Source organism: Nesterenkonia suensis (assembly GCF_054782935.1).
Genome location: NZ_BAAGRN010000023.1, coordinates 14,860 through 41,100, shown reverse-complemented (window position 1 = coordinate 41,100; position 26,241 = coordinate 14,860). Strand labels below are relative to the sequence as shown.

Annotated in this window: 23 protein-coding genes; 15 read left to right on the top strand and 8 right to left on the bottom strand. The window is 68.1% G+C overall.

Translation table 11 applies throughout. From position 1 onward, the window contains the following. The coding region (locus tag ACYVKI_RS13310; protein ID WP_460690846.1) for an alpha-amylase family glycosyl hydrolase at nucleotides 1–284 on the bottom strand (284 nt) is incomplete at its 3' end. A gap of 542 nt (nucleotides 285–826) precedes the next feature. Between ACYVKI_RS13310 and ACYVKI_RS13305 the strand changes: the two genes are divergently transcribed. From ACYVKI_RS13305 to ACYVKI_RS13280, 6 genes are all read left to right on the top strand, one after another. After that, entirely contained in the window at nucleotides 827–1,105 is a 279-nt protein-coding gene (locus ACYVKI_RS13305; protein WP_460690845.1) for a LuxR C-terminal-related transcriptional regulator, read from the top strand. A 110-nt stretch (nucleotides 1,106–1,215) separates the two neighbouring features. Continuing rightward, nucleotides 1,216–1,602 carry a glycine cleavage system protein GcvH gene (gene gcvH / locus ACYVKI_RS13300; protein ID WP_460690842.1) on the top strand — a complete coding sequence of 129 codons (387 nt, stop codon included), beginning with the start codon at nucleotides 1,216–1,218 and terminating at the stop codon, nucleotides 1,600–1,602. A gap of 31 nt (nucleotides 1,603–1,633) precedes the next feature. Continuing rightward, entirely contained in the window at nucleotides 1,634–2,071 is a 438-nt protein-coding gene (locus tag ACYVKI_RS13295; protein ID WP_460690841.1) for an FHA domain-containing protein, read from the top strand. 89 nt (nucleotides 2,072–2,160) lie between these two features. Then, a complete protein-coding gene (ftsR, locus tag ACYVKI_RS13290; RefSeq protein ID WP_460690840.1) occupies nucleotides 2,161–2,904 on the top strand; it encodes a transcriptional regulator FtsR in 744 nt (247 codons plus the stop codon). A gap of 220 nt (nucleotides 2,905–3,124) precedes the next feature. After that, a complete protein-coding gene (locus ACYVKI_RS13285; protein WP_460690839.1) occupies nucleotides 3,125–3,745 on the top strand; it encodes a bifunctional nuclease family protein in 621 nt (206 codons plus the stop codon). Between the two features lie 340 nt (nucleotides 3,746–4,085). Next, entirely contained in the window at nucleotides 4,086–4,664 is a 579-nt protein-coding gene (locus ACYVKI_RS13280; RefSeq protein WP_460690844.1) for a MerR family transcriptional regulator, read from the top strand. Between the two features lie 196 nt (nucleotides 4,665–4,860). Here the strand turns inward: ACYVKI_RS13280 and ACYVKI_RS13275 are convergent, their stop codons facing one another. Continuing rightward, on the bottom strand, nucleotides 4,861–5,646 hold the full coding sequence (locus ACYVKI_RS13275) for a ParA family protein (RefSeq protein ID WP_460690838.1): 786 nt from the start codon (nucleotides 5,644–5,646) through the stop codon (nucleotides 4,861–4,863). A 118-nt stretch (nucleotides 5,647–5,764) separates the two neighbouring features. Next, nucleotides 5,765–6,094: a putative quinol monooxygenase gene (locus ACYVKI_RS13270; protein WP_460690837.1), complete on the bottom strand. Its 330-nt coding sequence runs from the start codon at nucleotides 6,092–6,094 to the stop codon at nucleotides 5,765–5,767. A gap of 210 nt (nucleotides 6,095–6,304) precedes the next feature. On the opposite strand from ACYVKI_RS13270, the gene ACYVKI_RS13265 reads away from it, so the two are divergent. Beyond that, nucleotides 6,305–7,777: a mycothione reductase gene (locus ACYVKI_RS13265; RefSeq protein WP_460690836.1), complete on the top strand. Its 1,473-nt coding sequence runs from the start codon at nucleotides 6,305–6,307 to the stop codon at nucleotides 7,775–7,777. A 142-nt stretch (nucleotides 7,778–7,919) separates the two neighbouring features. Further along, nucleotides 7,920–8,522, top strand: coding sequence for a mycothiol-dependent nitroreductase Rv2466c family protein (locus tag ACYVKI_RS13260; protein WP_460690835.1), 603 nt, complete (start codon nucleotides 7,920–7,922; stop codon nucleotides 8,520–8,522). Nucleotides 8,523–8,589: 67 nt separating this feature from the next. Here ACYVKI_RS13260 and ACYVKI_RS13255 read toward each other — a convergent pair whose 3' ends face one another. Continuing rightward, entirely contained in the window at nucleotides 8,590–9,357 is a 768-nt protein-coding gene (locus ACYVKI_RS13255) for an SDR family oxidoreductase (RefSeq protein WP_460690834.1), read from the bottom strand. Nucleotides 9,358–9,474: 117 nt separating this feature from the next. On the opposite strand from ACYVKI_RS13255, the gene valS reads away from it, so the two are divergent. Then, complete coding sequence (gene valS, locus ACYVKI_RS13250) at nucleotides 9,475–12,174, top strand: valine--tRNA ligase (RefSeq protein WP_460690833.1); 2,700 nt, start codon at nucleotides 9,475–9,477, stop codon at nucleotides 12,172–12,174. Between the two features lie 308 nt (nucleotides 12,175–12,482). Here the strand turns inward: valS and ACYVKI_RS13245 are convergent, their stop codons facing one another. Further along, nucleotides 12,483–13,190, bottom strand: a complete 708-nt coding sequence (locus ACYVKI_RS13245; RefSeq protein WP_460690832.1) for an MgtC/SapB family protein — start codon at nucleotides 13,188–13,190, stop codon at nucleotides 12,483–12,485. Nucleotides 13,191–13,592: 402 nt separating this feature from the next. Between ACYVKI_RS13245 and ileS the strand changes: the two genes are divergently transcribed. From ileS to ACYVKI_RS13215, 6 genes are all read left to right on the top strand, one after another. Beyond that, nucleotides 13,593–16,982: an isoleucine--tRNA ligase gene (ileS, locus tag ACYVKI_RS13240; protein ID WP_460690831.1), complete on the top strand. Its 3,390-nt coding sequence runs from the start codon at nucleotides 13,593–13,595 to the stop codon at nucleotides 16,980–16,982. Nucleotides 16,983–16,994: 12 nt separating this feature from the next. Continuing rightward, complete coding sequence (locus ACYVKI_RS13235) at nucleotides 16,995–18,401, top strand: bifunctional folylpolyglutamate synthase/dihydrofolate synthase (protein ID WP_460690830.1); 1,407 nt, start codon at nucleotides 16,995–16,997, stop codon at nucleotides 18,399–18,401. Continuing rightward, nucleotides 18,401–18,907, top strand: a complete 507-nt coding sequence (locus ACYVKI_RS13230; protein ID WP_460690829.1) for a DUF4233 domain-containing protein — start codon at nucleotides 18,401–18,403, stop codon at nucleotides 18,905–18,907. The genes ACYVKI_RS13235 and ACYVKI_RS13230 overlap by 1 nt, the downstream gene beginning before the upstream one ends. Further along, nucleotides 18,908–19,321: a nucleoside-diphosphate kinase gene (ndk, locus tag ACYVKI_RS13225; RefSeq protein ID WP_460690828.1), complete on the top strand. Its 414-nt coding sequence runs from the start codon at nucleotides 18,908–18,910 to the stop codon at nucleotides 19,319–19,321. A gap of 200 nt (nucleotides 19,322–19,521) precedes the next feature. Continuing rightward, nucleotides 19,522–21,138, top strand: coding sequence for a hypothetical protein (locus ACYVKI_RS13220; protein WP_460690827.1), 1,617 nt, complete (start codon nucleotides 19,522–19,524; stop codon nucleotides 21,136–21,138). A 76-nt stretch (nucleotides 21,139–21,214) separates the two neighbouring features. Then, on the top strand, nucleotides 21,215–21,934 hold the full coding sequence (locus ACYVKI_RS13215) for a hypothetical protein (RefSeq protein WP_460690826.1): 720 nt from the start codon (nucleotides 21,215–21,217) through the stop codon (nucleotides 21,932–21,934). A 34-nt stretch (nucleotides 21,935–21,968) separates the two neighbouring features. Here ACYVKI_RS13215 and ACYVKI_RS13210 read toward each other — a convergent pair whose 3' ends face one another. The 3 genes from ACYVKI_RS13210 to ACYVKI_RS13200 form a co-directional block, all read right to left on the bottom strand. Beyond that, nucleotides 21,969–23,024, bottom strand: coding sequence for an ABC transporter ATP-binding protein (locus ACYVKI_RS13210; protein WP_460690825.1), 1,056 nt, complete (start codon nucleotides 23,022–23,024; stop codon nucleotides 21,969–21,971). After that, nucleotides 23,021–23,971 carry an ABC transporter permease gene (locus ACYVKI_RS13205; RefSeq protein ID WP_460690824.1) on the bottom strand — a complete coding sequence of 317 codons (951 nt, stop codon included), beginning with the start codon at nucleotides 23,969–23,971 and terminating at the stop codon, nucleotides 23,021–23,023. Before ACYVKI_RS13205 ends, ACYVKI_RS13210 begins: the two co-directional genes overlap by 4 nt. 85 nt (nucleotides 23,972–24,056) lie before the next feature. Beyond that, complete coding sequence (locus tag ACYVKI_RS13200) at nucleotides 24,057–26,180, bottom strand: acyltransferase family protein (protein ID WP_460690823.1); 2,124 nt, start codon at nucleotides 26,178–26,180, stop codon at nucleotides 24,057–24,059. Between the last annotated feature and the right edge of the window lie 61 nt (nucleotides 26,181–26,241).

The window sequence follows — 26,241 nt, the reverse complement described above, 5'->3', positions numbered from 1 at the left end:
GGGCTGAGCCAGACGGCGTCGATGCCGAGGTTCTGCAGGTAGGGGACCCGGGAGGTGATGCCGGCCAGGTCGCCGATGCCGTTGCCGTCGGCGTCGGCGAAGCTGCGGGGGTAGATCTGGTAGACGGCGGCCTGACGCCACCACTCCGGGTCGACGCCGAGGACCTGAGTCTCTGGGGCGGTGGCGAGAGTGTCAGTGCTCAAGTGCTGGTCCTTTCCAGGGGAAGGTCGTGCAGGTGTGTCCCGGCGACGAGGGGAGTCGGCGGCCGACGCAGGCCACAGCATGGCTGTGAGCTGCGACACGATGAAGCCGCAGTAAAAATATAACTGATAAATAAACTCATGACAAGACGAGGGTCCCGCGGTGCGGAGACCTCAGCGATCCACCATGGGGGAGGACTCGCCATGAGTCCGCGAATCCCAGACGACGGGCCGCCGCCACGCTGTCGAACCGCCGTGAGGATGCCCGGCAGGTTCGCCATGCCGCCGAAGAGTTCGCCCAGTGCTCTCATCGCGAAGAAGGTGATCAGCCTGATCGCCCTGGCGGAGTTCGTCGACGGGGCCGAGGCGGCGATCACCTGGACCGGGGCCAGCGGCATGACCGGTCCGGGGTGTCCCGGACTGGTCATCCCGGCGTCGGCGTCACTGACGACCAGGCCTTGGTGCGGCACGGCATCCGCACACTGCTGGATCTGGCCGGGGTCATCGTGGTCGCCGAGGCGCCTGAGGTGTCCGACGGGGCCGAGGCGTCCGACGGGGCCCAGAGGCGGGAGGAGATCCTGCGGACCGCACCTGATGTGGTCCCCTGGACCTGCGCATGCCGCGTCATGACCGCCTGTGGCTGCTGCGTCGGCTGCTGGGGGCCCTCCGGAAGGGACATGGCCCTGACGGCGAGACCGCCGCCCCGATCCAGGAGCTGGCCCTGCGGGAGGTGGAGGTGCTCCGACTGGTCGCCGAGAGGAGGTGCGAACCGGCAGATCGCCGAGCCGGTGCACCTCGCCGAGGGCGCGGTGAAGGACCACATCACCACGGTCCTGCCGAAGCTCGACGCGCGGGACCGCACGAATGCCGTGCTGCGTGCTCGAATTGAGGGGATCCTCGGCTGACCTGGCCCGGAACAGGTGCTAAGTTGTCCATGGATCGTCTGCCTCGATCGTCTGCCTCGATCGCCGGTGAGGCGCCGAGGGGACCTGCCCGATGATGAGCGGAGTTGAACATGAGCACCATCCCAGCCGAGCTGAAGTACAGCGCCGAGCACGAATGGATCGCCACCACGGACACCGACGGTGTGGTCCGTGTCGGCATCACCGACTTCGCCCAGGACGCGCTGGGCGACGTCGTCTACGTGGAGCACCCCGAGACCGGCAGCATCGTCTCCGCCGGGGACGTCGTCGGTGAGGTCGAGTCCACCAAGTCGGTCTCGGACATCTACGCCCCGGTCTCCGGTGAGGTGGTCGCCGTCAACGAGGCGCTGGAGGCTGACCCCGGCGCGGTCAACAATGACCCGTACGGCGGAGGATGGCTGTTCGAGGTCAAGCTGGCGGACTCGGCGGATCTCGACGCGCTGCTCTCTGCCGAAGACTACGAAAGCCAGGTAGGCTGAGACGAGACCGCTGAAGGGAAGGGAGGTCGCCGTGTCCACGACGTCTGGCGCATCAGAAGAGCGCGAGAACATCGCCGAGACCACGAGCATCTCGCTGCCGCCGGCTGACGGACGGCCCGTGCCGCCGCGGCTGACGGAGGACGACCGCCAGGCCATCGCGGCCCTGCCACGCGGTTCGGCCCTGCTCGTGGCGCACTCCGGGGCGAACCAGGGTGCCCGCTTCCTCCTCGACAAGGACGTCACCACCGTGGGCCGTCATCCGGAGGCGGAGATCCTCCTCGACGACGTCACCGTCTCGCGTCGGCATCTGACCTTCACGAGGGCTGACGGCGGGTTCGAGCTGGAGGACCTGGGCAGCCTCAACGGTACCTATGTCAATCATGATCGGGTGGACCGCTATACGTTGAAGGCCGGCGACGAGGTGCAGATCGGCAAGTTCCGGCTCACGTACTACGCCGGAAGCAAATGAGCCGGGTTTGCTGCTGAACAGGTTATCCTGAGGCTGTTCTCTCTCCTTCCCCAGAACTCGAAAGAGGATGTGCCGTGAGTGTCTCACCCATGAGGAAGCCCAAGGCGTCTGCTGAGGACGTCGATCCGGCGACCACGCATGTCTTCACGATCTCCGAGGTCCTGCGGGAGCTGCAGAAGGACTTTCCGGATCTCACCGCCTCGAAACTCCGCTTCCTCGAGGAGCGAGATCTGGTCGAACCGGCACGGACACCCTCGGGGTACCGGAAGTACTGCGCCGCCGACGTCGAGCGCCTGCGCTTCATCCTGGCGCTCCAGCGCGACCGCTACATGCCGCTGGACGTCATCAAGAAGACGATGGACGCCCTCGACTCGGGCGAACAGCCCGAGGATCTGCCGGAGGCCGCCCCTGTGGGGCCTCGTGAGGTCACCACCGAGATGGCGGCGCAGATCACCGGGAGGATCCGCCCGCTGACACGGCAGGAGCTGCGAGCCCAGTCCGGCGCCACTCGAGGGATGCTCGACACGCTCGAGAAGTTTCGGATCATCCGCGCGGATGCGGACGGCACCTACAGTCATCACGACCTCAAAGCCGTGAAGGCCGTGCGCGTGCTGGCACGCTACGGACTTGAGCCCAAGCATCTGGTCAACATCCGACGCTCCGCGGACAACGAGCTCGATCTGATCGGTCGGGCGATGGCTCCCTACGCCGCCCGCAAGGATGCCGCGGCCCGGGCCCGCGTCGCGGAGTCCTCCAAGGAGATGCTGCAGTCTCTGAAGGACCTGCGCTCCTCGATGATGGATTCAGCCGTCGAGTCGCTCGACAAGGACTGAGGGCCGCACGCCCGGCGTGCGCTGTGCCCTCCGAGCCGCCCTGACCGGGATCGCCTGGGATCTTCAGGGATTCGCACGGATCGGCAGACTCTGACGTGCGGGCAGGTCTGGACAACAGCTCCCCGTGCCGGTGACTATGGAAGGGCACGGTCGTCGTGCGCGAGACCTCGCGCACGAACGAATAGGCGACGTGCACCGGAACTGGGGAGGTCGCAGTCCGATGACACAGCGGCAGATCCGACTCGACGTGGTGGGAGTTCGCATCGAGGTGCCCTCCCACCAGCCCGTGGTGATGCTCCGCGGTGCGGAGCCCGGCACCGAAGACCTCCACGTGGCCATCATGGTGGGCACCTCCGAGGCCACCGCGATCTCCATGGGGATGGACGGCCAGTCGCCGCCGCGGCCGATGACCCATGACCTGCTGGTGGACGCCCTCACCAGTCTCGCTGCCGGAGTGGAGTTCATCGAGATCGGGCTGCTCGACAGTTCCACCTACTACGGCACCATTCATCTGCACAGCGGTGAAGTATTGGACTCCCGGGCCTCGGACGCGATCGCCGTGGCTGTGCGGACCGGCTCCCGGATCACGATGGCCGAGTCCACCCTGCGCGCGGTGGCGGTGACACCGCGGTATCGCACCGCTGACGGCGGCGGTGACGCGCCTGGGGCCGCGGGCGGCGGTGGCGGAACCGGTGCCAAGCCCCCTGCTGCCCCCCTGGGCACCAGCCCGGAGGCCGCCGATGTGGCCAAACGGGGCCCGATCTCAGCGGATGAGATCAAGGAGTTCCAGAAGTTCCTCGACGGGGCAGAGCCCGAGGACTTCGGAGAGACCAATTCCTGAGTGACCAGGTCGTGCGCCCGGACACCGAGGGGAGTAGAGTGTGCGCGATGCCCGGTTGCGCTGACGATGGCGACAGGCTCATCCGGCGACACGCCAAGCGGCGGGACCGGATGTCTTTGACCCCCGGCTGTCGCCGTTCTACCGTCGAGGAAGAAGGTTTCCGCATGCGTCGTCCGGACTCGCTCGGCCCTCACCGTCAGGGGTGGTCCGGGGACGACGAACTTCCCCCGGCGGGGCCGCACCGAGGAGGGTATACGTGAGTCGTGAATCTCGCGCCGACGAGCAGCGGGCGCAGAGCAGAGCCCAGGAGGGTGCACACCGTGCTACCCCGCAGCCCGCGCTGCAGCAACGCCTGTTCGATGATGGTCTGCCGGACCTCGACGAGGAGCTGGGATATCGCGGCCCCATCGCCTGCGCGGCCGCCGGGATCACTTACCGGCAGCTGGACTACTGGGCGCGCACCAAGCTTGTGCAGCCGTCGTTGCGCAACGCCGCCGGCTCGGGGTCGGCGCGCCTCTATTCTTTCCGAGACATCCTGGTGCTCAAAGTCGTCAAACGACTCCTCGACACCGGTGTCTCCCTGCAGCAGATCCGCAGCGCCATCGAACATCTGCGTGAACGTGGTGTCGAGGACCTCGCCCAGATCACTCTGATGTCCGACGGTGCCTCCGTGTATGAATGCACCTCCGCCGACGAAGTCATCGACCTGGTCCAGGGCGGCCAGGGGGTGTTCGGCATCGCAGTCGGTCGGGTCTGGCGCGAAGTCGAGGGCAGCCTCGCGGAACTGCCGCGTGAGCGGTCCGACGCCGAGGAGGCCGTGCCGGCCGCCGATCAGCCGAACCAGCCGGAGCTGGCGGCCTTCAGCCAGCAGGACGAACTGGCCAAGATGCGAGCACGTCGGCGGTCCCAGGCGTCCTGAGCCGGCGGCGGCCAGGTCGAAGCGCCCCCTGGCACACGTCCAGGGTGCCATGCTGGCGGTGCTGATGTGCTGAGGGCGTCAGTTCACGGATGAGATGCCGAAGGGCCCGATGACCCGCGCGGGTCATCGGGCCCTTCGGCATCTCATCCTGCGGCACGCAGGACGCCCGAGAGGGGCGGCTGGGGACCGACGGGGATCAGATCAGCTGTTTGAGGAGCTCGTCGAAGGAGGTGGCCAGGTCTCGAGCCTGGTCTCCGGGCCACTGGTGCACCGGGTAGGCGGCCCCCTGGATCTGCTGCCAGAAGGCGTTCTCCTCCAGCACCGGGAGCATGAGCTTGTCCTGGTAGAGACGTTCCATCTCCAGCAGCCGGTACTCATGCTCAGTGGAATCGGCCCGGGCCCGGTTGACCACCACCCCGGCGGACTTCAGCTGCGGTGCGTACTCGTTCGAAAACAGGCGGATGGCCCGCATGGTACGTTCGGTGCCGGCTACGGAGAACAGGCTCGGCTCGGCGACCAGGAGGACCTGGTTCGACGCGGCCCAGGCGATGCGCGTCAGTCCGGCCAGCGAGGGCGGGCAGTCCACCAGGACCAAGTCGTAGCCGGTCAGGCCGGTCAGCAGAGTGCGCAGCCGCCGCATGTCCCGAGGGCGGATGTCCGGTCGGTCGAAAGTGGCCGAGAGGGCTGAGCCGACGACGACGTCGAGCCTGGCGTCGGCGCGCAGCTCCTCCGGCAGCAGGTCGAGCCAGCCCGAACGGACCACATGCTCGGAGACCCGCGTCCGGCGGGCGTCCTTGAGCAGCTGACCCGCCTCCGTGCCGGCCCCGCGGGAGACCGCAAGGCCTGTGGTGGAGTCAGCGTGCGGGTCGAGGTCGATGACCAGAGTCCTGACCCCTCGTTGCAGGGCGGCAGACGCCAACCCCATGGTGACCGAGGTCTTCCCGACCCCGCCTTTCAAGCTGGACACGCTCATGATCTGCACGCGTTCCATCATAGGGACTCCCTGCAGGTTTGTGGTGGCGACGTCCCGGGACGTCGGGGTATGTCGGGGCTCCGAGCATTCAGGCTGCGTCGCTGAGGTGCCGCTGAGGTGCCGCTGCTCAGTCGACGGCCATCTCGCCCATCTCGTCCCAGCCGTCGCCGTCGATCGTCCGCGAGATGATCTTCGGCGTCGACGCCAGGGCCTGGTGCATGGCGCCGCCCTCGGCGGTGGCCTCCTGGAAGTGGGCGCTGGTGACGTGGGCGGTGGCCGCGTCATCGTCGAAGGCCTCGACCAGCACATACTCGTTCGGGTCGTCGACGCTGCGGGACCACTCGAACCACTTGTTGCCGGGCTCGGCGCGGGTCGCCTCGGTGAACTCTCGGGTGATCTCCGGCCACTGGTCGGCCTTCTCCGGCTTGACCTGGAACTTCACGACGATGAAGATCATGGGCCTCTCCTTCGCAACGGGGCGGATCGGGGGACGAGGACGGCGGTCGGGCTGGGCCGACACCGTCGTGGCCCAGTATGGTCTGCCAGGGCCTATTCCTCAGAATCCGCCCTTCGGAATCCGCCGCGGAGGCATCTGTGCACTCCGCGGGCCACGACATCTCTGCCGCCAGCCGACGCTGACGACGAGTCGGCCGCCTAGGATGAGGGGATGACCGACTCCGCGCAGGGCTCCTCGCTCACCCCTGATCTCGCCATCATCGGCTCCGGCTCCGGAAACTCGCTCATCACTCCACATTGGGACTCACGCCCCGTAGTCCTGGCCGACCGGGGGGCCGGCGGCACCGCGGCCTTCGGCGGCACCTGTCTCAATGTCGGCTGCATCCCCACCAAGATGTTCGTCCGTCCCGCGGCCCTGGCGCACAGTCGTGACGAGGCCGGTCGCCTCGGTGTGGACCTGCGGGTCGAGAGCACGGACTGGCCCGCGATCCGAGACCGGGTCTTCGCCCGAGTGGACGCCATCTCCGCGGCCGGCCGCCACTATCGTGATGTCGAACTCGACCATGTGACCCTGCTCGAGGAGCAGGTGACTCTCACCGGGCCGAAGTCCTTCGTCTCGGCCGCCGGCACAGAGGTCACCGCCGACCAGCTGGTCATCGCCGCAGGATCACGCCCTGTGCTGCCAGACATCCCCGGTGTCGATCTGCCCCAGGTGCACACCTCGGACTCCGTGATGCGCCTCGAGGAGCTCCCGCGACGGGTGCTCATCGTCGGCGGCGGCTACATCGCCTGCGAGTTCGCGGGAATCTTCTCCGGGCTGGGCAGCGAGGTCATCCAGGTCAACCGCAGCGTGGGCCTGATGTCGGCACTGGACCCCGACTTGGCGAGCGCCTACTCCGCCGAGGCTGAGAGCAGCCGGACGGTGCTCTACGAACGCACCCTGGGCGCCGTCGTCGCCCGTGACCCGGAGGGACACGGCGGACCAGCAGGTGTCACGGCCCAGCTGGTCACCGCCGACGGCCGCCACGAGGACCACGAGGTCGACATCGTGCTCCTCGCCATCGGCCGGCGGCCCAACACCGACCTGCTCGGCGCGGCCGAGGCCGGGCTCGATCTGCACGAAGACGGTCGGATCGTGGTCGACCAGCACCAGCGGGTGCTCTCGTCGGGGAGCCCGGTCGAGGGTCTCTACGCGCTGGGGGACATCAGCTCGGAGCCCCAGCTGAAGCACGTCGCCAACCACGAGGCGAGGGTGGTGTCCCACAATCTGGAGAATCCGCAGGACCTGCGCTCCACCCGGCAGCATGCGATCCCCTCCGCCGTGTTCTCCCACCCGGAGCTGGCTCAGGTGGGACTCACCGAGCCGCAGGCCGCCGAACGCCTCGGTGCGGCTCACCTGACCGTGAAGGTGCAGAACTACGGCGACACCGCCTATGGCTGGGCCATGGAGGACTCGCACGGGATCTTCAAGATCATCGCCGACCGGCGCGACGGCGCCATCCTGGGGGCCCACGCGATGGGCTACCAGGCCTCCAACCTCATTCAGCCGATCATCCAGGCCATGAGCTTCGGACAGGATGCGCACACTGTGGCGCGTGGGCAGTACTGGGTCCATCCGGCCCTGATGGAGGTCGTCGAGAACGCGCTGCTCGGACTGGACGTCCCGGCCGGCCAGCGCCTCTGAACGGCCCGGTCCACAGTCCTGCGACCGGCGCAGCGCGGGGCCAGGAATTCCTCTGCGCCCGACCGGGTTGGGCATGGGTGGAAGTGGCGCTGCGGGCGGATCCGCCGCTCGCTGCAGACATCCCGACCGAGAGGAACCGACCATGGCTGAGCGTGTTGATTTCTGGTTCGACCCCCTGTGCCCCTTCGCCTGGGTGACGTCCCGCTGGATCCTGGAGGTCGCGCAGGTGCGTGACATCGAGGTGACGTGGAACGTGATGAGCCTGGGCGTGCTGAACGAAGCGAAGAACCCCTCGCCGGCCGAGGACGAGGAGCAGCTGGCCCGGTGGATCCCCTCGCGGGCGGCGACGGTCGTGCAACGCCTCCACGGTGACGAGGCGGTCGGTCGCTTCTACACGGCGGTGGGCACACAGATCCACGACCAGGACAACAAGGACTTCGCCGACGCGACCGCCACGGCATTGAGCGAGCTCTCCCTGGAGGAGTCGATCCTGGAGACCGCCAAGACCGACGCCGAGGACGAGGCGATGCGGGCCTCGCACGACAGGGGAATCGCCCTGGTGGGGCAGGACGTCGGCACCCCGATCGTGGCCTTCCAGGGCACGGCCTTCTTCGGCCCGGTGATCACGCGCATTCCGCGGGGGGAGGAGGCCGGCAAGCTGTTCGACGCCTCGGTGGCGCTGGCCAGCTATCCGCACTTCTTCGAACTCAAGCGCAGTCGCACGGAACGGCCCGTGTTCGACTGACCCGCATGTGAGGATTGGACCGAACCGCGGGGGAGGGGCCCCTGCGCCGGCATGGAAGCACGGGCCCTCAGCTGGTGCGGATGAGCTTGTGCTGGGCGGCCTGCGCGACCGGTCGCATCACGATCTGATCCAGGTTCACATGGTGGGGCAGGTTCACCGCATGGGCGATGACTTCGGCGACGTCCTCTGCGGTGAGCGGCTTCGCCACCCCCCGGTAGATCGCGTCGGCGGCGGCCGCGTCCCCACGCAGCCGTTTGGCGGCGAACTCTTCGGTCTGGACCAGTCCGGGCAGGACCTCGATGACCCGGATGTTGTGCTCGGCCTCCTCCAGGCGCAGGGCCGAGGTCACGGCATGCTGGCCGAACTTGGCGGCGTTGTATCCGGAGCCCCCCTCATAGGCGGTGATGCCGGCGGTGGAGGTGAGGTTCAGCACGGTCCCTTCACCGTGGGCGCGCAGCATCGGCAGGAAGGCCTGGGTCATCTGCAAGGTGCCGAGCACGTTGGTGCGGTACATCCACTCCCAGTCGTCCGCGCGGGCCTCCGCCACCGGCTCGACACCGAGCGCGCCGCCGGCGTTGTTGATGAGCGTGTCGATCCCGCCCTCGGCGCTGACCTGGGCCAGTGCCTCGGCGACCTGCTCACGGTCGGTGACGTCGCAGACGATCGGGACGATGCCTTCCTGCTCGGCGAGGTGCTCGAGCTTCTCCGCTCTGCGGGCCACTGCGAAGACCTGCCAGCCGTCGGTGGTGAGACGGTGAGCGGTGGCCGCTCCGATGCCGGAGGAGGCCCCGGTGACGAGGGCTCTGCGGGGCTCTGCGGACTGGGTCTGAATCATGACACCAGCCTAGTGAGGAGCCCGCTGGGTCACCATGGCCCTCCCGCATGCTGAGATGGTGGAGGTCGCCGCAGCGGGGTCCGCAGCGGGGTCCGCAGCCATGGAACAATGGGCGGCATGGCTGAACAGAACTTGGGCACAGACTCGCCCGTCATCGAGACCGGACGCACAGACACCCCCGAGGCGGCCACGGCTGCTCCGGAGGCCGCCTCGCCGGCGGTGAAGGTTCCGCAGGTGCCCGACCGGCCGGCATTGGAAGGGCTGGAGGCCAAGCTCTCCGCCGCCTGGGAGCGGGAGCAGGTGTACCGATTCCAGGAGGACACCGAGCGCTCTGCGGTCTATTCGATCGACACCCCGCCGCCCACCGCCTCCGGCTCGCTGCACGTGGGGCACATGTTCTCCTACACGCAGACCGATGTGCTGGCCCGGTTCCAGCGGATGCACGGAAAGAACGTCTTCTACCCGTTGGGCTGGGACGACAACGGCCTGCCCACCGAGCGTCGCGTGCAGAACTACTACGGGGTCCGATGCGATCCGTCCAAGCCCTACATCCCGGACTACACCCCGCCGGAGAAACCGGCGAAGAACCAGCGGGACTGGGACGTGATCTCCCGGCCCAACTTCATCGAGCTGTGCGAGAAGCTCACAGTGGAGGACGAGAAGGTCTTCGAGGACCTCTTCGCCCGTCTGGGACTCTCTGTGGACTGGACGCAGACCTACCGCACCATCGACGACAGCACCCGAGCGATCTCCCAACGGGCGTTCATCCGTGACGTGCGCAACGGCCATGCCTACACTGCCCTGGCCCCGACCATGTGGGACGTGACCTTTCGGACCGCCGTCGCGCAGGCGGAGCTGGAGGCCAAGGAACGGCCCGGAGCCTACCACCGCTATCCGTTCTTCACCGCCGACGGGGAGAAGGTCTTCATCGAGACCACCCGACCGGAGCTGCTGCCCTCCTGCGTCGCGCTCGTCGCCCATCCGGAGGACCAGCGGTACCAGCATCTCTTCGGCACCACGGTGACCTCACCGCTGTTCGACGTCGCCGTCGAGGTGAGGTCCCACCGCCTGGCCGATCCGGAGAAGGGCTCCGGGGCGGCGATGATCTGCACCTTCGGCGACATGACCGATGTCACCTGGTGGCGCGAGCTGCAGCTGCCCACCCGGGCTCTGATCGGCCGGGACGGCCGACTGTCCCGGGAGACTCCGGAGTGGATCACCTCGGAGCAGGGCCGGGCGAACTATGCGGAGCTTGCCGGCAAGACCGTCCACTCGGCGAAGGAAGCCGTGGTGGAGCTGCTGCGCGCGGCCGACCTGCTCGACGGTGAGCCGGAGAAGATCACCCATGCGGTGCACTTCTACGAGAAGGGTGACAAGCCCCTGGAGGTCGTCACTTCCCGACAGTGGTACATCCGCAACGGCGGGCGTGACGCGGACCGCCGGGATGCGCTGCTGCGCCGGGGAGCCCAGATCGACTGGCACCCGGGATTCATGCGGTCCCGCTTTGAGAACTGGGTCGAGGGCCTCAACGGCGATTGGCTGATCTCCCGTCAGCGGTTCTTCGGTGTGCCGATCCCCGTCTGGTACCCGCTCGACGCCGACGGCGAACCCGATTACGACAACCCGGTGCTGCCCGAGGAGTCGCAGCTTCCGGTGGATCCGACCACCGACACGGCTCCGGGATTCGAAGAGTCCCAGCGCGGACAGCCGGGAGGCTTCCTGGGCGAGGCGGACGTGTTCGACACCTGGGCCACCTCCTCCCTGACGCCGCACATCGCCGGTCGGTGGAGCCACGACGACGAGTTCTTCGCCAAGGTCTTCCCCTACGATCTGCGTCCGCAGGGCCATGACATCATCCGCACCTGGCTGTTCTCCTCCGTGGTGCGGGCCCACACGCTCAACGACGCCGCCCCATGGACCGACGCGGCGATCTCCGGCTGGATCCTGGATCCCGACCGGAAGAAGATGTCGAAGTCCAAGGGCAACGTGGTGGTCCCCGACGAGGTGCTTGACCAGTTCGGCTCCGACGCCGTCCGCTACTGGGCGGCCTCGGCCAAGCTCGGCGCGGACACCGCCTATGAGGTCGCGCAGATGAAGATCGGCCGACGACTGGCCATCAAGCTGCTCAACGCCTCGAAGTTCGCGCTGAACCTCGGGGTCACTGAGGAGCACATCGTCACCGGAGCTGAGGACGTCGAGGTGCTCACCGAGGCGTTGGACCGGGCGCTGATCGCCGAACTGCACGATGTCGTCGCCCAGGCGACGTCGGCCTTCGAGTCCTACGACTATGCGCGGGCGCTGCAGCTGGTGGAGTCCTTCTTCTGGCGGTTCACCGACGACTACGTCGAACTGGTCAAGGACCGCGCCTATGGCGCCCGGGGTGAGGAGGCTCAGGCCTCGGTGCGTGCTGCGCTGGCCACCACCCTGGACACGGTGCTGCGGCTCTTCGCTCCCGTGCTGCCCTTCGCCACCGACGAGGTGTGGCGCTGGTGGCGCCCGGGTTCGGTGCACAGTGCCGAATGGCCTACTGTCGAGACGCTGGAGGCGGTGCGCGGTGACGCAGCGATCCTGCCCTCGGTGGCCGAGGTGCTCGCCGGGCTGCGTCGAGCGAAGTCGGAGGCCCAGGTCAAGCAGCGCACCGAGGTGCTCTCCGCCCGGGTGACCGGGCCGAACGAAGCGCTGAGTCACATCGAGGCGGCGCTGGGCGACATCCGGGCCGCCACCCGCTCTCGGGCGATCGAGCTCGTCGGGGAGGGCGAGGCCGTCCACGCGATCACCGTCTCCGACGTGGACCTCGCCGAGCCCGAGCAGAGCTGAGATGCCGTCGAGCCGCTGAGCTGAGACGCCCGCCGCCTCGGCCCTCGGTCCGAGCCTCCTGTCGGAGGTGACGGCCGGGGTCCGGGGCGTCGGCCGCGTCCCAGCCGTGCAGGTCCTCCCCGAGGAACGGTGGGGTCGTCCCGGCCGCAGCGCAGGAAGACCTTCCGCGTCGTCGGCGGCTCGAGGGCACATGTGCTACGGGTGGGGCCGGGGAGAGATGGTTTCGACGATTGAGGTGGCGTCCTGGGCGTCCTCTGGGTGCAACGCGGTGACGTGGACGGCTGGCCAGGGGGATCGTCCCGGGTGCCTCAGTCGTGCTCCTCCTGGAGGGAGCGTACTTCGCGCACTCCGGCAATCTCGGACAGCGACCGGAACAGCTCGTCCTCGCTGACGCCCTGATGACGGGTGAAGCGCAGCGTGGCCTCGACGACGCGCTCGTCCTCTTCCTCCAGCTGACGGGTGCGGGACAGTGCCGAGGCGTACCCGAGGTCGGAGGCTCGGCCGAGCACATCGCGCAGCACACCCCGACCGTCGGCGTAGCGGATCTGGAACACCCGGCTGCGGCTGTGCCGAGGCAGCCGGCGCGCCACTCGGGTGATCAGGGTGACCGCCAGCAGATAGAACCCGACGGTGAGCCCGGCCATCACCGGCATGCCTGCCCCACAGGCCATGCCGACCGCGGCGGTCACCCAGATCGAGGCGGCGGTGGTCAGCCCGGAGACGATGTTCTGCCGCACGAAGATGACGCCGGCTCCCAGGAATCCGATGCCGGTGACGATCTGTGCGGCGATGCGCGAGGGGTCCAGGATGACCTCGTCGCCGAGCAGAGGGCCGAAGCCATAGGCCGAGACCAGGGTGAACAGGGCCGAGCCGAGCCCCACCAGGATGTGCGTCCGGGCGCCGGCGGACTTGAGTCGGACCTCCCGTTCGATGCCGATGACCGCGGAGAGCACGAAGGCGCAGAGCAGCAGCACGGCCTCCGTGGCCGCGGTCTCCGAGATCCAGGTGACCTCCATGGGGGCCTCCGCCTCTGTCAACGGACCGGATTGCGCCAGCAGGCACCACCGTAGTCCCGCGGTCGGTGGTCGGGAAGGGCTCTCCGCCGACGTCGGCGGCACGTGGTCGGTCGGTTCGGACCCGTGCCGGATGATCCCGTAGAATATGGTCAGCAGCGTCGACCCGGCCATCACCGGCGAGCTTCCGGAAGAACCGGCCCCGACATCGTCAGGCCGCAGTAGAACCGGACGGGACCAGCCCGTCACAGCTGTCATGGAGAGGTCCTCGGCCCTGTCGATCCGGCACCTGCGTCGGAGAAGGGACGTGGACAAGCGAGGTGGTACCGCGTCCGGCTCCGGCCGAGGCGTCCTTGCGGAAGAACGAGACGCCCACCAGTTCTTGAGCACCCAGGACGGACCTCCATGACCGAGCAGAACTCTTCTCCCGTGTACCCGCGCACGACGGCGGCGCCCGGCGCCTCGGAGACGGTGCCCGCCTCTCCGCAGTTCCCGCAGATCGAAGAGCGCATCCTGAACGGCTGGGCTGAGGACAGCACCTTCCAGGCTTCGGTGGACAACCGGTCCGCCGACGCCTCCGGCGGCCGAGGCGGGGAGTTCGTCTTCTATGACGGACCGCCCTTCGCCAACGGCCTGCCCCATTACGGCCACCTGCTGACCGGCTATGTGAAGGATCTGGTCGCCCGGTATCAGACGCAGCGTGGGCACCGGGTGGAGCGCCGCTTCGGCTGGGACACCCACGGTCTGCCCGCTGAGCTCGAGGCGATGAAGCAGCTCGGCATGACCGACAAGGCCGAGATCGAAGCCATGGGCATCGACACCTTCAACGACGCCTGCCGCGCCTCCGTGCTGAAGTACACCGCCGAGTGGGAGAACTACGTCACCCGCCAGGCCCGCTGGGTGGACTTCGAGAACGACTACAAGACGCTCAACGTCGAATACATGGAGTCGGTCATCTGGGCCTTCTCCCAGCTTCATGAGAAGGGCCTCACGTATCAGGGCTTCCGGGTGCTGCCCTACTGCTGGAAGGACGAGACCCCGCTGTCCAACCATGAGCTGCGCATGGACGACGAGGTCTACAAGGAGCGCCAGGACCCGTCGGTGACTGTCACCTTCCCCATCACCGGCGGCGGCGAACACGGTGACACTCTGCGGGGGGTGAACCTGCTGGCCTGGACCACCACGCCTTGGACCCTGCCGACGAACTTCTCCGTGGCCGTGGGCCCTGAGGTGGAGTATGTCGTCGTCGAGGCACCTGCCGAGGGTCCGCAGCCGGGTCGGCACCTGCTGGCCGCCGAGCTCGTAGGCGCCTATGCCAGGGATCTGGGCTTCACCGACGGCGACGACGGCACCGCCGCCGAGCATGCCGCCGCCGCCGTGGTGTCCCGCTATCTGGGCTCTGAGCTGGCGGGACTGGAGTACCAGCCGCTGTGGGACTACTACGCCGACGCCGACGCCTGGGGCACCCAGCACGCCTTCCGCGTACTGGTGGAGGACTACGTGACCACTTCGGACGGCACCGGGCTGGTCCATCAGGCCTCGGCCTACGGTGAGGAGGACCAGCGGTCCTCCGAGGAGGCCGGCATCCCGGTGATCCTCTCCATCGACGAGGGGGCGAAGTTCCTGTCGCTGTTCGCCGAGCCCACACCTGCCGGGGACACCCCACTGGCCGGGATCGCCGGGGTGCAGGTCTTCGAAGCCAACCGCACCATCATCAACGTGCTCAAGGAGGCCGGCCGACTGGTGCGTGAACAGTCCTACGTGCACTCCTACCCGCACTGTTGGCGCTGCCGCACCCCGCTGATCTACAAGGCGGTCACCTCCTGGTACGTGGCGGTCACCCAGTTCAAGGACCGCATGCTCGAGCACAACGAGGCGATCAACTGGATCCCGGGCAACGTCAAGCATGGGCAGTTCGGCAAGTGGCTGGAGAACGCCCGCGACTGGTCGATCTCGCGCAACCGGTACTGGGGAAGCCCGATCCCGGTGTGGGTCTCAGACGACCCCGCCTACCCGCGCACCGAGGTCTACGGGTCGCTGGAGGAGATGAAGGAGGCCTTCGGGGACTACCCGCGCAACGCCGCCGGCGAACCGGACCTGCACCGGCCCTGGATCGATCAGCTCACCCGCCCCAATCCGGACGACCCCACCGGCAGGTCGCAGATGGTCCGCGTGCCGGATGTCCTCGACGTCTGGTTCGACTCCGGATCCATGCAGTTCGCCCAGGTGCACTACCCGTTCGAGAACGCCGAGTGGTTCGAGGACCACCACCCGGCGGACTTCATCGTGGAGTACATCGGCCAGACCCGCGGCTGGTTCTACACCATGCACATCCTGGCCACCGCGCTGTTCGACCGGCCGGCGTTCACCAATGTCATCAGTCACGGCATCGTGCTGGGATCCGACGGGCAGAAGATGTCCAAGTCGCTGCAGAACTACCCGGACGTCAACGAGGTCTTCGACCGTGACGGTTCGGATGCGATGCGCTGGTTCCTGATGAGCTCTCCCATCCTGCGCGGCGGCAACCTGGTGGTCACCGAGGAGGGCATCCGTGAGGGCGTGCGCCAGGTGCTGCTGCCGATGTGGAACGCCTGGCACTTCTTCGCCCTCTATGCGAACACTGCCGACCACGGCACCGGCTACCAGGCGCAGCGGGTCACGGCCGCCGACGTCGACGCTGAGCGGCTGAACCCGCTGGACCGGTACATCCTCGCCGCCACGGGAGACCTGGTCCGGGAGGCGACCGCCGCGCTCGACGCCTACGACGTCTCCGGCGCCTGCGAGGCCCTGCGTTCCTTCTCGGAGACGCTGACCAACTGGTACATCCGGCGGTCCCGTCAGCGCTTCTACGAGGAGGACACCGCCGCCTATGACGTCCTCTGCACCGCCTTGGAGACCTTCGCCCGGGTGGCAGCCCCGCTGCTGCCGCTGATCAGTGAGGAGATCTGGCGCGGTCTGACCGGCGGTCGCTCCGTGCATCTGGCCGACTGGCCGGACCCCGAGGACTATCTGCGCGACGAGCGTGCGGTGGAGCTGATGGACCTCACCCGCGGCATCGCCTCCGCCGGGTCCTCGCTGCGCAAGTCCGCCAAGCTGCGGGTGCGCCAGCCTGTGGCGAAGCTGACGGTGGTGGTGCCCGAGGCCAGCGCGCTGGAGGGGACCTATCAGCAGATCATCGCCGAGGAGCTCAACATCAAGGAGGTCGAGCTCCTCGACGCCGCCGAGGTCTCCGCGGAAGACTGGGGGATCGGTCAGCAGCTGGTCGTCAACGCCCGGGCGGCCGGCCCCCGCCTGGGCAAGGACGTCCAGAAGGCCATCCAGGGAGCGAAGTCCGGCGACTGGTCGGTCTCCGAGGGCGTCGTCGTCGCCGGTGGGCTCCGCCTGCAGGAGGGTGAGTACACCCTGAGCACCACCGTCTCCGATGATCTGGCTGATCAGGCGGTGACCGTTCTCGACGGCATGCTCGACGGTGGCGAGGGAGGCTTCCTCGTGCTGGACACCCGCCTCACCGCGGCCCTGCGCGCCGAGGGCACGGCGCGGGACCTGATCCGCTCCATCCAGCAGGCCCGCAAGGAGGCCGACCTTCAGGTCTCTGATCGGATCCGCACCACGGTGACGGCTCCGTCGTCGGTCATCGAGGCGCTCCAGGACCACCGTGACCTGGTCACCGCGGAGACGCTCACCGCCCAGCTGCACCTGGTCAGCGACGATGCCGCCCGTGAGCCGCTGGTCTGCGTCGCCGTCGACGACGGCACCGAGGCTCGACCCCGCCGCGCCGCCACCCCTGTCGATTGAGGAGAGAGATCCATGTCTGATTCCGAGTCGCTGCACCCCGTCGAGGGACAGCCGGTCGACCAGTTCTCGGTGGCCAGCGTCTATGCCGAACTGCTCGCGCGTGCGCCGGAGAACAAGATGGAGCCGCGCATGGAGCCGATGCGCATGGCCATGGACATCCTGGGGGACCCGCAGCGGGCCGCGCCGGTGATCCATCTCAGCGGGACCAACGGCAAGACCTCGACCGCCCGGATGATCGAGGCCGGCCTGCTCGCCCACGACCTGAGGGTGGGGCGCTACACCTCCCCCCATCTGGCCAAGGTCACCGAACGCATCTGCCTCGACGGTTCGCCGGTGGATGACGAGACCTTCGTCCGCATCTGGGATGAGATCAGACCGCATCTGAGCATGGTGGACCAGCAGCTCGCCGCACGCGGCGAGGTGGCGCTGACCTACTTCGAATGCGTCACGATCCTGGCCTTCGCGATCTTCGCCGACGAGCCGGTGGATGTCATGGTCCTCGAGGTGGGGCTGGGCGGCATCACCGACGCCACCAATGTGGCTGACGGGTCCGTCAGCGTCATCACACCGATCTCTCTGGACCACACCGACCTGCTCGGTGACTCCGAGCGGGACATCGCTCTGGAGAAGGCCGGCATCATCAAGCCGGAGGGGTTCCTGGTCTCCGCCGCCCAGGTTCCCGATGCCGCCGATGTGCTGCTGGAGGCCGCGCGTGAGGCCGCGGTCCCCTTCCGCTTCGAAGGGGTCGAGTTCGGCGTCGAGGCCCGCGCCCCGGGTGTCGGTGGTCAGCAGGTCACCGTCCAGGGACTGGCGGGACGGTACCCGGATCTGCTCCTGCCGCTGCACGGGGCTCACCAGGCGGAGAACCTGGCGCTCGCCGTGGCGGCGCTGGAGGCGTTCATCGGCGGTGGCGAGCAGGAACTGAGTCTCGAGGTCCTGCAGCTGGCCTGTGAGCACATCACCTCCCCGGGGCGTCTGGAGGTGCTGCGCACCACCCCGTCGATGATCGTCGACGCCGCCCATAATCCCTCGGGGATCGAAGCCAGTGCCCAGGCGCTCAAGGAGTCGTTCGGCCTGGCTCAGCTGGTGCTGGTGGTGGGCATCCTGCAGGAGAAGGACGCTCGGGAGATCCTGACCACGCTCCGTCGGGAGTACGACGGCCTGGTGGAGGATGTCTGCTTCACCCAGTCGACCTCGCCGCGGGCGATCCCGGCCGGCCAGCTCGCTGAGCTCGCACTCGACGTCGGCTTCCCGGAGCAGGACCTCCACATCACCGAGCGTCTGGACGAAGCCATCGAGTGGGCCGTGGGTCGGGTCGACGCCTCCGCGGACGGGATCGGCGCCGGCGTGCTGATCACCGGGTCGATCACTGTGGTCGGTGAGGCGCGCACTCTGCTGGGCGGAGGTGAACCGGCCTGATGAGCGACCAGCACGACGACGCCCGCGCCGGGCGTCCGCGCCGTGAGACGCGGGCTCAGCGCGAGTGGCGCCCCGGGATGACTCGCCCGCCACGTTCGGTGCGGGTCCTGTTCGCCTCCGCGGTGCTCTGTCTCGAAGCGCTGCTGATGTTCTTCTACGGGCTGATGGCCTGGGGGCTCTACCAGAACGAATGGTTCGCCTGGTGGCTCTTCGGCGGGTCGCTGGCCGTCTCCGGTCTGCTGATCGCCACCTGCGCCCTCCTCACCCGCCCGGTGGGCTACGGGCTGGGCTGGCTGTTGCAGTTCGTGATCATCGCCGGCGGCGTGTTCGAGCCGTTCATGTACTTCGTCGGCGTGATGTTCCTGGCCTGTTGGTGGTACGCGGTGGTGAAGGGCCGTCAGCTGGACCGGGAGAAGATGGAAAGATGGAGGGCGGAGGAGCGCCTGGCCGCTGAGACGGAGGGTCGGCCGCCCGAGACTGAGCACACGCATCGTGAGGAGAGCTGAATGACTGAACGCACCCTGATCCTGGTCAAGCCCGACGGCGTCGTGCGCGGACTGACCGGCGAGATCCTGAGTCGAGTGGAGTCCAAGGGCTACCGGATTGCCGCCCTGGCGCAGCTGGATGCCACCACCGAGCAGCTGGCCGCCCACTACGCCGAGCACGAGGGCAAGCCGTTCTACCAGCCGCTGGTGGACTTCATGCTCTCCGGGCCCGTGGTCGCGGCGATCCTGGAGGGCGACCGCGTCATTGAGGGGTTCCGCGCGCTGGCGGGCACCACCGACCCCACCACCGCCGCTCCCGGAACCATCCGTGGGGACCTGGGGCGTGACTGGGGGGAGAAGGTCCAGAAGAACCTGGTGCACGGCTCCGACTCCGTGGAGTCGGCCGAGCGGGAGATCGGTATCTGGTTCGGCTGACCGGCCAGCCGGTTCGCACGCAGGGCCCGGGACGATTCGTCGTCCCGGGCCCTGCGTGTTCCCGGAGCCGAATGCCGGGTGCTCAGCGGTGCTTACGTCACACAACTATCCCGTGGGGACAAGGACCTGCGCGTGTCAGTGGCGGTCTATTGACTCGTTTCCGATCGGTGAGGATCGTATGACGAGGGGGACGATCATTGATGAAGACTGCATTGGGGAATACTGCAGGGCAGGTCACGGGACGGACCGATCTGCGCCGTCGTGTCGCAGGGCTCGGAGTCGGCACAGCGTCATTGGCTCTGGTGCTCTCCGGCTGCGGGGGTCTCACGGGCAGCGGCCCGACCACCGAGGATGGGGACCCGCTCGAGAACGCCGCCGAGTTCCTCCAGGAAGCCTCCGCGGAATGGGAGGAGTCCCGCCCGACGCAGAACGTGGAGGTGAGTGAGGACGCCGGCTGCTTCTTCGTGCTGGGAGCGGACGAGGACCTGACGGGCGAGTTCGCCTGCGGAGGCGTGCGCACGAGCACAGCCGAGGAGGGCGAGGTCTGGGACATCGGAACCTTCGAGATCCGCCCGAACTCGGACAGTGACATGGTAGCCCGTCTGCCGGAGGGGTGGACCGCCGGTCTGGAGCGCGGAAGGACCCGCCCGGATGGCCCCGTGGTGGATGCCGACGGCGACGAGGCACCCGACTCCATCGACGCCTTGGCGGCGCCGCCGATGCCGCAGACCGATTCGGGGTTCATCCTCAGCGGGGAGTCCCTGCCCGGGGACCTCGTGCAGCCCGGTGACGAGCAGGTCAGTCCGGGCGACGACGGCCTGGTCATCACGCCCGCAGGGCGTGTGACGATCACCTCGGTCGCGATGCTGGAGACCCTCCCGGTCGCCGGCGCGCCGACTCACGATGAGGGGATGGAGGACCACCTGGACGGCGACACGGATGACGGCGACTTCGGAGTCAGCCTGGACGGGGAGCCCCATGCACCTGCTGACGGTGAGACCTTCGTGTTCGTCGAATATGACTACCAGCCCACGGAGCGGCCCGGCGATGATGAGACGTCCACGGCGGCGCTGGCGCTGAACTCCGGCGGTCAGCAGAGGACGCTGGCGGAGTTCGGTGAGGACGAGGGCTGGGACGGACCCAGCGAGCAGTCGGGAAGCTTCCTGGCCTCCGTCCCGGAGGACGACGCGCACCTGGTCGTCTCGTCGGCGGGCCGAGACCAGATCGTGGACCTGCCGGAGGGCCAGCGGGAGGCGGACCCGGTGACCCGTGCTTACTACCGTGACGTGACCCAGCAGGACATGAACCACGAGTTCTCGGTCGCCGACCAGCCCTTCGTCCTGGACGAGAGGGACTATGAGGCCTCGATGTATCTGAGCCTGCAGTCGGCTTGGCTCACGGCCTACTCGGAGGTCGGCGGCGCTGACGGCTGGGCGGAGGAGGACGAGGCCTGGCTGCTCCTGGAGTTCGACGCGATCTTGGACAGCGATGATTTCAACCCCCGATTCAAGGAGCTCACCCCCAGCCTGACGGTGACCGACGGGGCAGGAGAGACCTACTCCTCCTCTCGGACGATCGACATCGACACTCGCACCTGGAACTCGACCTATTGGATGGCGGTGGCGATGCCCGCCGACGTCACGGAGGTCACGCTGAGCCAGACCTTTGAGACACGGGTCGAGGACTGGGATGACAACATCGCCACCCTGAGCTTCGAGACTGACTCTTCCACGGTGGACTTCCCGCAGTCGGAGCCGGCCAGCGATGACGAGGACCACGAGGGCCACGAGGACGACGAGGACCACGAGGACGAGTGACCCGAACTTGGCTCGGGATCCACGGGCGGAGGCCGGTCCCAGCACTGATCTGACGACACACCTGAGGGGGAGCTTGATGGCGACGAGGACCATGGCACGGAGGCACACGACCGGAGGAGCAGCCGTCGCAGCGATACTGCTGGCGGTGACCGCCTGCGGGAACGACCTTCCCAGCGGGCCGATGGACGAGCACGAGGTGGAGACGGTGTTCCTGACCGGACGGGCCGTTCCCGAGGGATGGGACCTGCAGGGGAGTCCAACGGGGCGCGATCGTTTCGGAGACTCCTTCGACAGCTTCGGTCCGCTTGACGGGCAGCTCGGCGAGACGTCGGAGGAGTGCACTGATGTCCGAGCGGCTGGCGATGAAGAGCTGGCCGCGATGGGGATGGTCGCCGAGGCCTCGGCCAGCTATGTCAATGGCGGGGCGCTCACCGAGGTGGAGGTCTTCTCCACTGATGGCGACGTCGACGTCGCCGGGCTGGCCCTCGACATGTTCGACGCCTGTGAAGGTGATCTCCTCGAGGACCTGGGCCGCAGCACCGGTTTGGACAGCGCCGCCTTTGAGGCATCCTCGGCCGACACCGAGGCGGACGGTGTCCGTTTCGTCAACGACGGCGCCCACGGGGGTGCCTTCCTCTTCGTCATGGCGAGCTATGGGAACAACCACTTCGCCGCCTTCGGCTTCTCCAGCGATCCTCGAGACGTGGAGAGCATGGAGGGGTTCATCGACGAGGCGCAGAATCGCTTCGAGCAGGGACCGGACGAGAGCGGCTCGGAGGGCGGCGCCGAGGACTGACCGCCGGTCGGACCGTCGGCTGACGCTGACGGCCTCAGCCCGCGCGCTTGGGCCGTGTGCCGCCGTCGAACCGGATCTGGACCGGGTCCAGCTGCAGCAGCGTGCGATCATAGACGATCTTCGCGGACCTGAGCCTGTCGTGTGACTTGTGCTCGGTGTACTCCCGGTACTGCTGGATCACCCATTCCGGATCCCCGTCGGCCAGCAGCCGTCCCTGTTCGATCCACATCACGCGCGAGCACATCTGCTTGATGGTCCCCAGCGAATGGGACACCAGGAAGACGCAGCCGGCCTGCTCCCGCACTTCGTCGAGGCGCCGTTTGGTGCGTGCCCGGAACTGGGCATCGCCGGTGTTCAGCGCCTCGTCGATGATCAGGATGTCCGGGTCCACCGCCGTGGCGATGGCGAACTGCAGTCGCGAGGCCATGCCGGAGGAATAGGACTTCAGAGGGAGGTTCAGCGATGCCTCCAGGCCGGAGAGCTCCACGACCATGTCGTACTTCTCGGCGACCTGCTTCGGGGAGAGACCCATGGCCAGACAACCGAGCTTGATGTTCTCCCGCCCGGAGAGCTGCTTCACCAGAGCCGCGTTGACGCCGAGCATCACCGGCGTCGAGGTCGCGTAGACCTCACCGGTGGTGGGCCGGATCTTGCCGGTCAGCAGCTTCATCAGGGTCGATTTGCCGGACCCGTTGGTGCCGATGACCCCCACGGACTCACCCTGGCGCACCACGAAGCTCAGATCCTGCAGCGCCGGCACGTGGGCCCAGCCCGAGCCGGTGACCTTCCGCAGCTGTCGGGAGATCTTCCCCTGGGAGTTCATGTACTCCGTGGAGGAACGGATCTTGTAGACCATCGAGGCGCGGTCCACCGCGACGGCGATCTCGTCGGCGTCGAGCCGCTCCACCGTGGGTTCCCGGGATTCCCCGGGCCAGGAGACCTCCTCGACGAGCTGCTCCTCATCCAGCAGGTCCAGTTCATCACCGCCGACCGCGCCCTCGACCGCACCGTCGGTGGGGGAGGAGTCGTCCGCGTCGTGATGCTGCCAGTTGACCCGCCGCGGAGTGTAGTTCGGCACCGAGGTGCTCATCGTTCCCTCCCGTACTTCTCTTCACCGTGCCAGAACACGAGGAATCCGACGACGAATATCGTCACCGAGGAGATGATCAGGACGGTCCAGCGGTAGGGGTCGGGCATCTCTCCGTACAGCCAGGTGGATCGGATGATGTCGAGCACGCAGAACATCGGGTTGTGGTACATGGCGAACTCGACGAACTCACCGCCGGGGCGCCCGGCGAAGCGGTCCACGGTGAAGAAGACCGCCGAGGTGTAGAACCAGATGCGCATCCCGAAGGTGATCATGTGCTTCACGTCGGTGTAGGCGGAGACGGCTCGGGCCAGCAGCATGCCTAGGCCGGTGCTCAGCAGGAAGTTCAGTGCCAGCACAGGGAAGATGAACAGCCACAGCCAGTCCACCGAGACCGGCGTCGGCTCCGTGTCCCCCAAGGGGATGTCCCCGATGGTCAGCACCAGCACCGCCATGACCACCAGCATGGGCACATTGGAGAAGAGCTCTCGGACGTTGATGGCGAAGGGCAGGCTCGCTCGGGGGAAGTTGAAGGCCTGCACCACTGATTGGTTGCTGACCATGGAGTTCGAGCCGGAGGAGACCGCGTTGGTCGTGTACCGGAACATGAACACGCCGATGATCAGATAGCCGATGAAGTTGCTGATGCCGCGGGAGAGGTCCAGCATCAGCCCGAAGACCAGGAAGTACGCGATCCCGCTGAGGATCGGGTTCACGACCATCCACACACGGCCCATGGCGTCGTTGGAGTTGGCCGTCTGCACTCGGGAGTGGGAGTCGTAGATGATGAAATGCCGGAAGGCCCACAGCCGACGGATGTAGTCGAGGAGGCGGGGACGGGCGCCGACCCGCACCAGTGACGCGCCGTCGAGCTGCACCACATGGGCAGGTTCGGAGGCGGTGGGCGCGCCGTTCTGGGCGGCCGCAGGCGCTGCAGTGGGAGTGGCCATCACCACGATCCTTCCTGGGACGTCGTCGCAGGTCCGGCCAGCTGCCGGGTCCGCCGTCGTGAGGCTCTCATGGGCAGGGGAGTCCTCATGGAGCGCCAGTCATTGTATCAGCGGGCCTGTCGGCGGCCGGGGCGCCGGCGGCCTGGGACTCCAGCTCGAAGAGCTGGGACATCGCTTCGCGCACTCGGTCCTCCAGGTAGGGCGCCGCCGTCTCCACGTACTCGTTGGTGAGGTGATGACTGTCTCGGTAGACCACCACGTTGCCGAGGATCGCCGCGCACTGCCCCTGGGGGCAGAACAGGTCGGTGAGGTCCACGGCGGCGGTGCCCTCGGGAAGGTCGATCTGCTCCAGCGGGTTCGTCTCGGCGAACTTCTCCCCGTCGGGGGCGCAGCTGAGCGCATCTCCGCCGGAGGCCAAACAGTCCGGGACATGGGTGGGCTGCCGCGGGGTGCCACGCAGCAGGAGCAGCTCGGCGCCGGCCTCGGTGATCTCCCGCCACCGGTCCACCGCACCGTCGACGATGTGCTCCTCACCCGACTCCCGGGGCAGCCGGGTGCCGGGGGTGACCACCACATCGGGACTCCGCTCCTCCACGACCTCGGCGAAGTCGGCGTTCCACCGGGCGCACTCGTTGCCCCCGAGATCATCGATGTGCCGGAACACGCATCCGCCCTTGGTGGCCACCAGGATCTCCCACTGGTGCTCTTCGGCGAGCATGAGCCAGGCGTGCTGCCAGTGTCCGGCATGGGAGCCTCCGGCCAGCATGATCGTGGCACGCGGATCCTGCGGAGCGCGCTCATCTTCGCAGATCAGCACCTCGCCGGTGCCGGGCCGGTTCCCCGTGCGCTGGTGGCAGTCACGCGTCGCGTACTCCGGGACGCGGTGATGCAGCCCCTCCAGCTCAGGGATCACTGAGACCTCCCCAACGTCGAGGAGGCTCGCCGGCGAGGTCCCGGAGACGGTCGCCGACGCACCTGGATAGAGCAGCCGGTCCACGCCTTCCATGGCGAGACCGGCGCCCTGCGGGGCGGTGATCTGGTGCAGATGGACGCTGGTGACGGCGGTGCCCAGCACCAGGGTCGAGGCGGCGAGTCCGAGCGTGAGACGCGGTGCACGGGCTGGCCGTCCCAGCCGCGCCAGCGGCCGTTCCACCCAGCGATGGGTGGCCCAGGCCGCCGCCAGCGAGAAGGCCAGCACGACGACGGCGCCACCGGGCCCCAGCCGCTGAGTCCCGGAAAGTTCCAGCAGCAGGATCACTGCCGGCCAGTGCCACAGGTAGAGGCCATAGGCGAGGTCCCCGGTCCAGGCCAGCGGACGGGAGGCGAGCAGTCGCAGCGGGGCGGGCCCCGTGCTCGGAGCCGGGGAGTCGGCTCGGGACTGTGCGGCGGCCAGGACCAGGGCCAGGCCCAAAAGCGGCCAGAGCGCCCAGGGTCCGGGGAACAGTGACGCCCCGTCGAGGACCAAACCGCAGCTGACGATCAGGCCCAGCCCCAGCCAGGCGGTGGGCCCCTGCCAGCGCGGAGGGATCCGCATCCGGACGGCCAGCAGCGCCAGCAGCCCGCCGAAGGCCAGTTCCCAGGCGCGGGTGGAGGACATCAGATACGCCTCGACCTGGTCCACCTGCTGCCGGTGCATCGCCCAGAGGAACGAGCTGACCAGGACGGCCGCGGTGGCCAGCGCCATCATCTCGGTCGCGGTGCGTCCTGTGCGGCGGGCCAGGTGCACCGCCAGCACGGCGAGCAGCGGCCACACCAGGTAGAACTGGCCCTGCACGGACAAGGACCAGAAGTGCTGAAACGGGCTGGTGTCCGGTCCGGCAGCCTCATAGGCGAGCTGAGAGCGGATCAGCTCCTGGTTCTCCAGCCACAGCAGGGAGGCGCGAGCTTCGGCGAGCAGCTGTCCGTGACGCGTGCTGGGCAGGATCAGCAGCCCCGCCGTCGCGGTGACCACGATGACCAGCACGGCGGGGGCCACGATGCGGCGCACCAGGCGCCCGAGATAGTCGGCGACAGCGATGCGTCCAGTTGCGGCGGCCTCCCGCAGCAGCATCCCGGTGAAGAGGAAGCCTGAGATCGCCAGGAAGATGTCGATGCCGCCGGAGACCCGGCCGGCGCCGAAGAGGTGGAACAGCACCACGCCGAGGATCGCCAGGCCGCGGACACCGTGGAGCTCAGGCAGGTGCCGTCGTGGCGGCAGCGCGTCGGTCACCGCACGCGAGCGCCTGCCGGGCGGCCGTGTGGGCCGGGCCTCGAGGTTGCGGACGGGCACA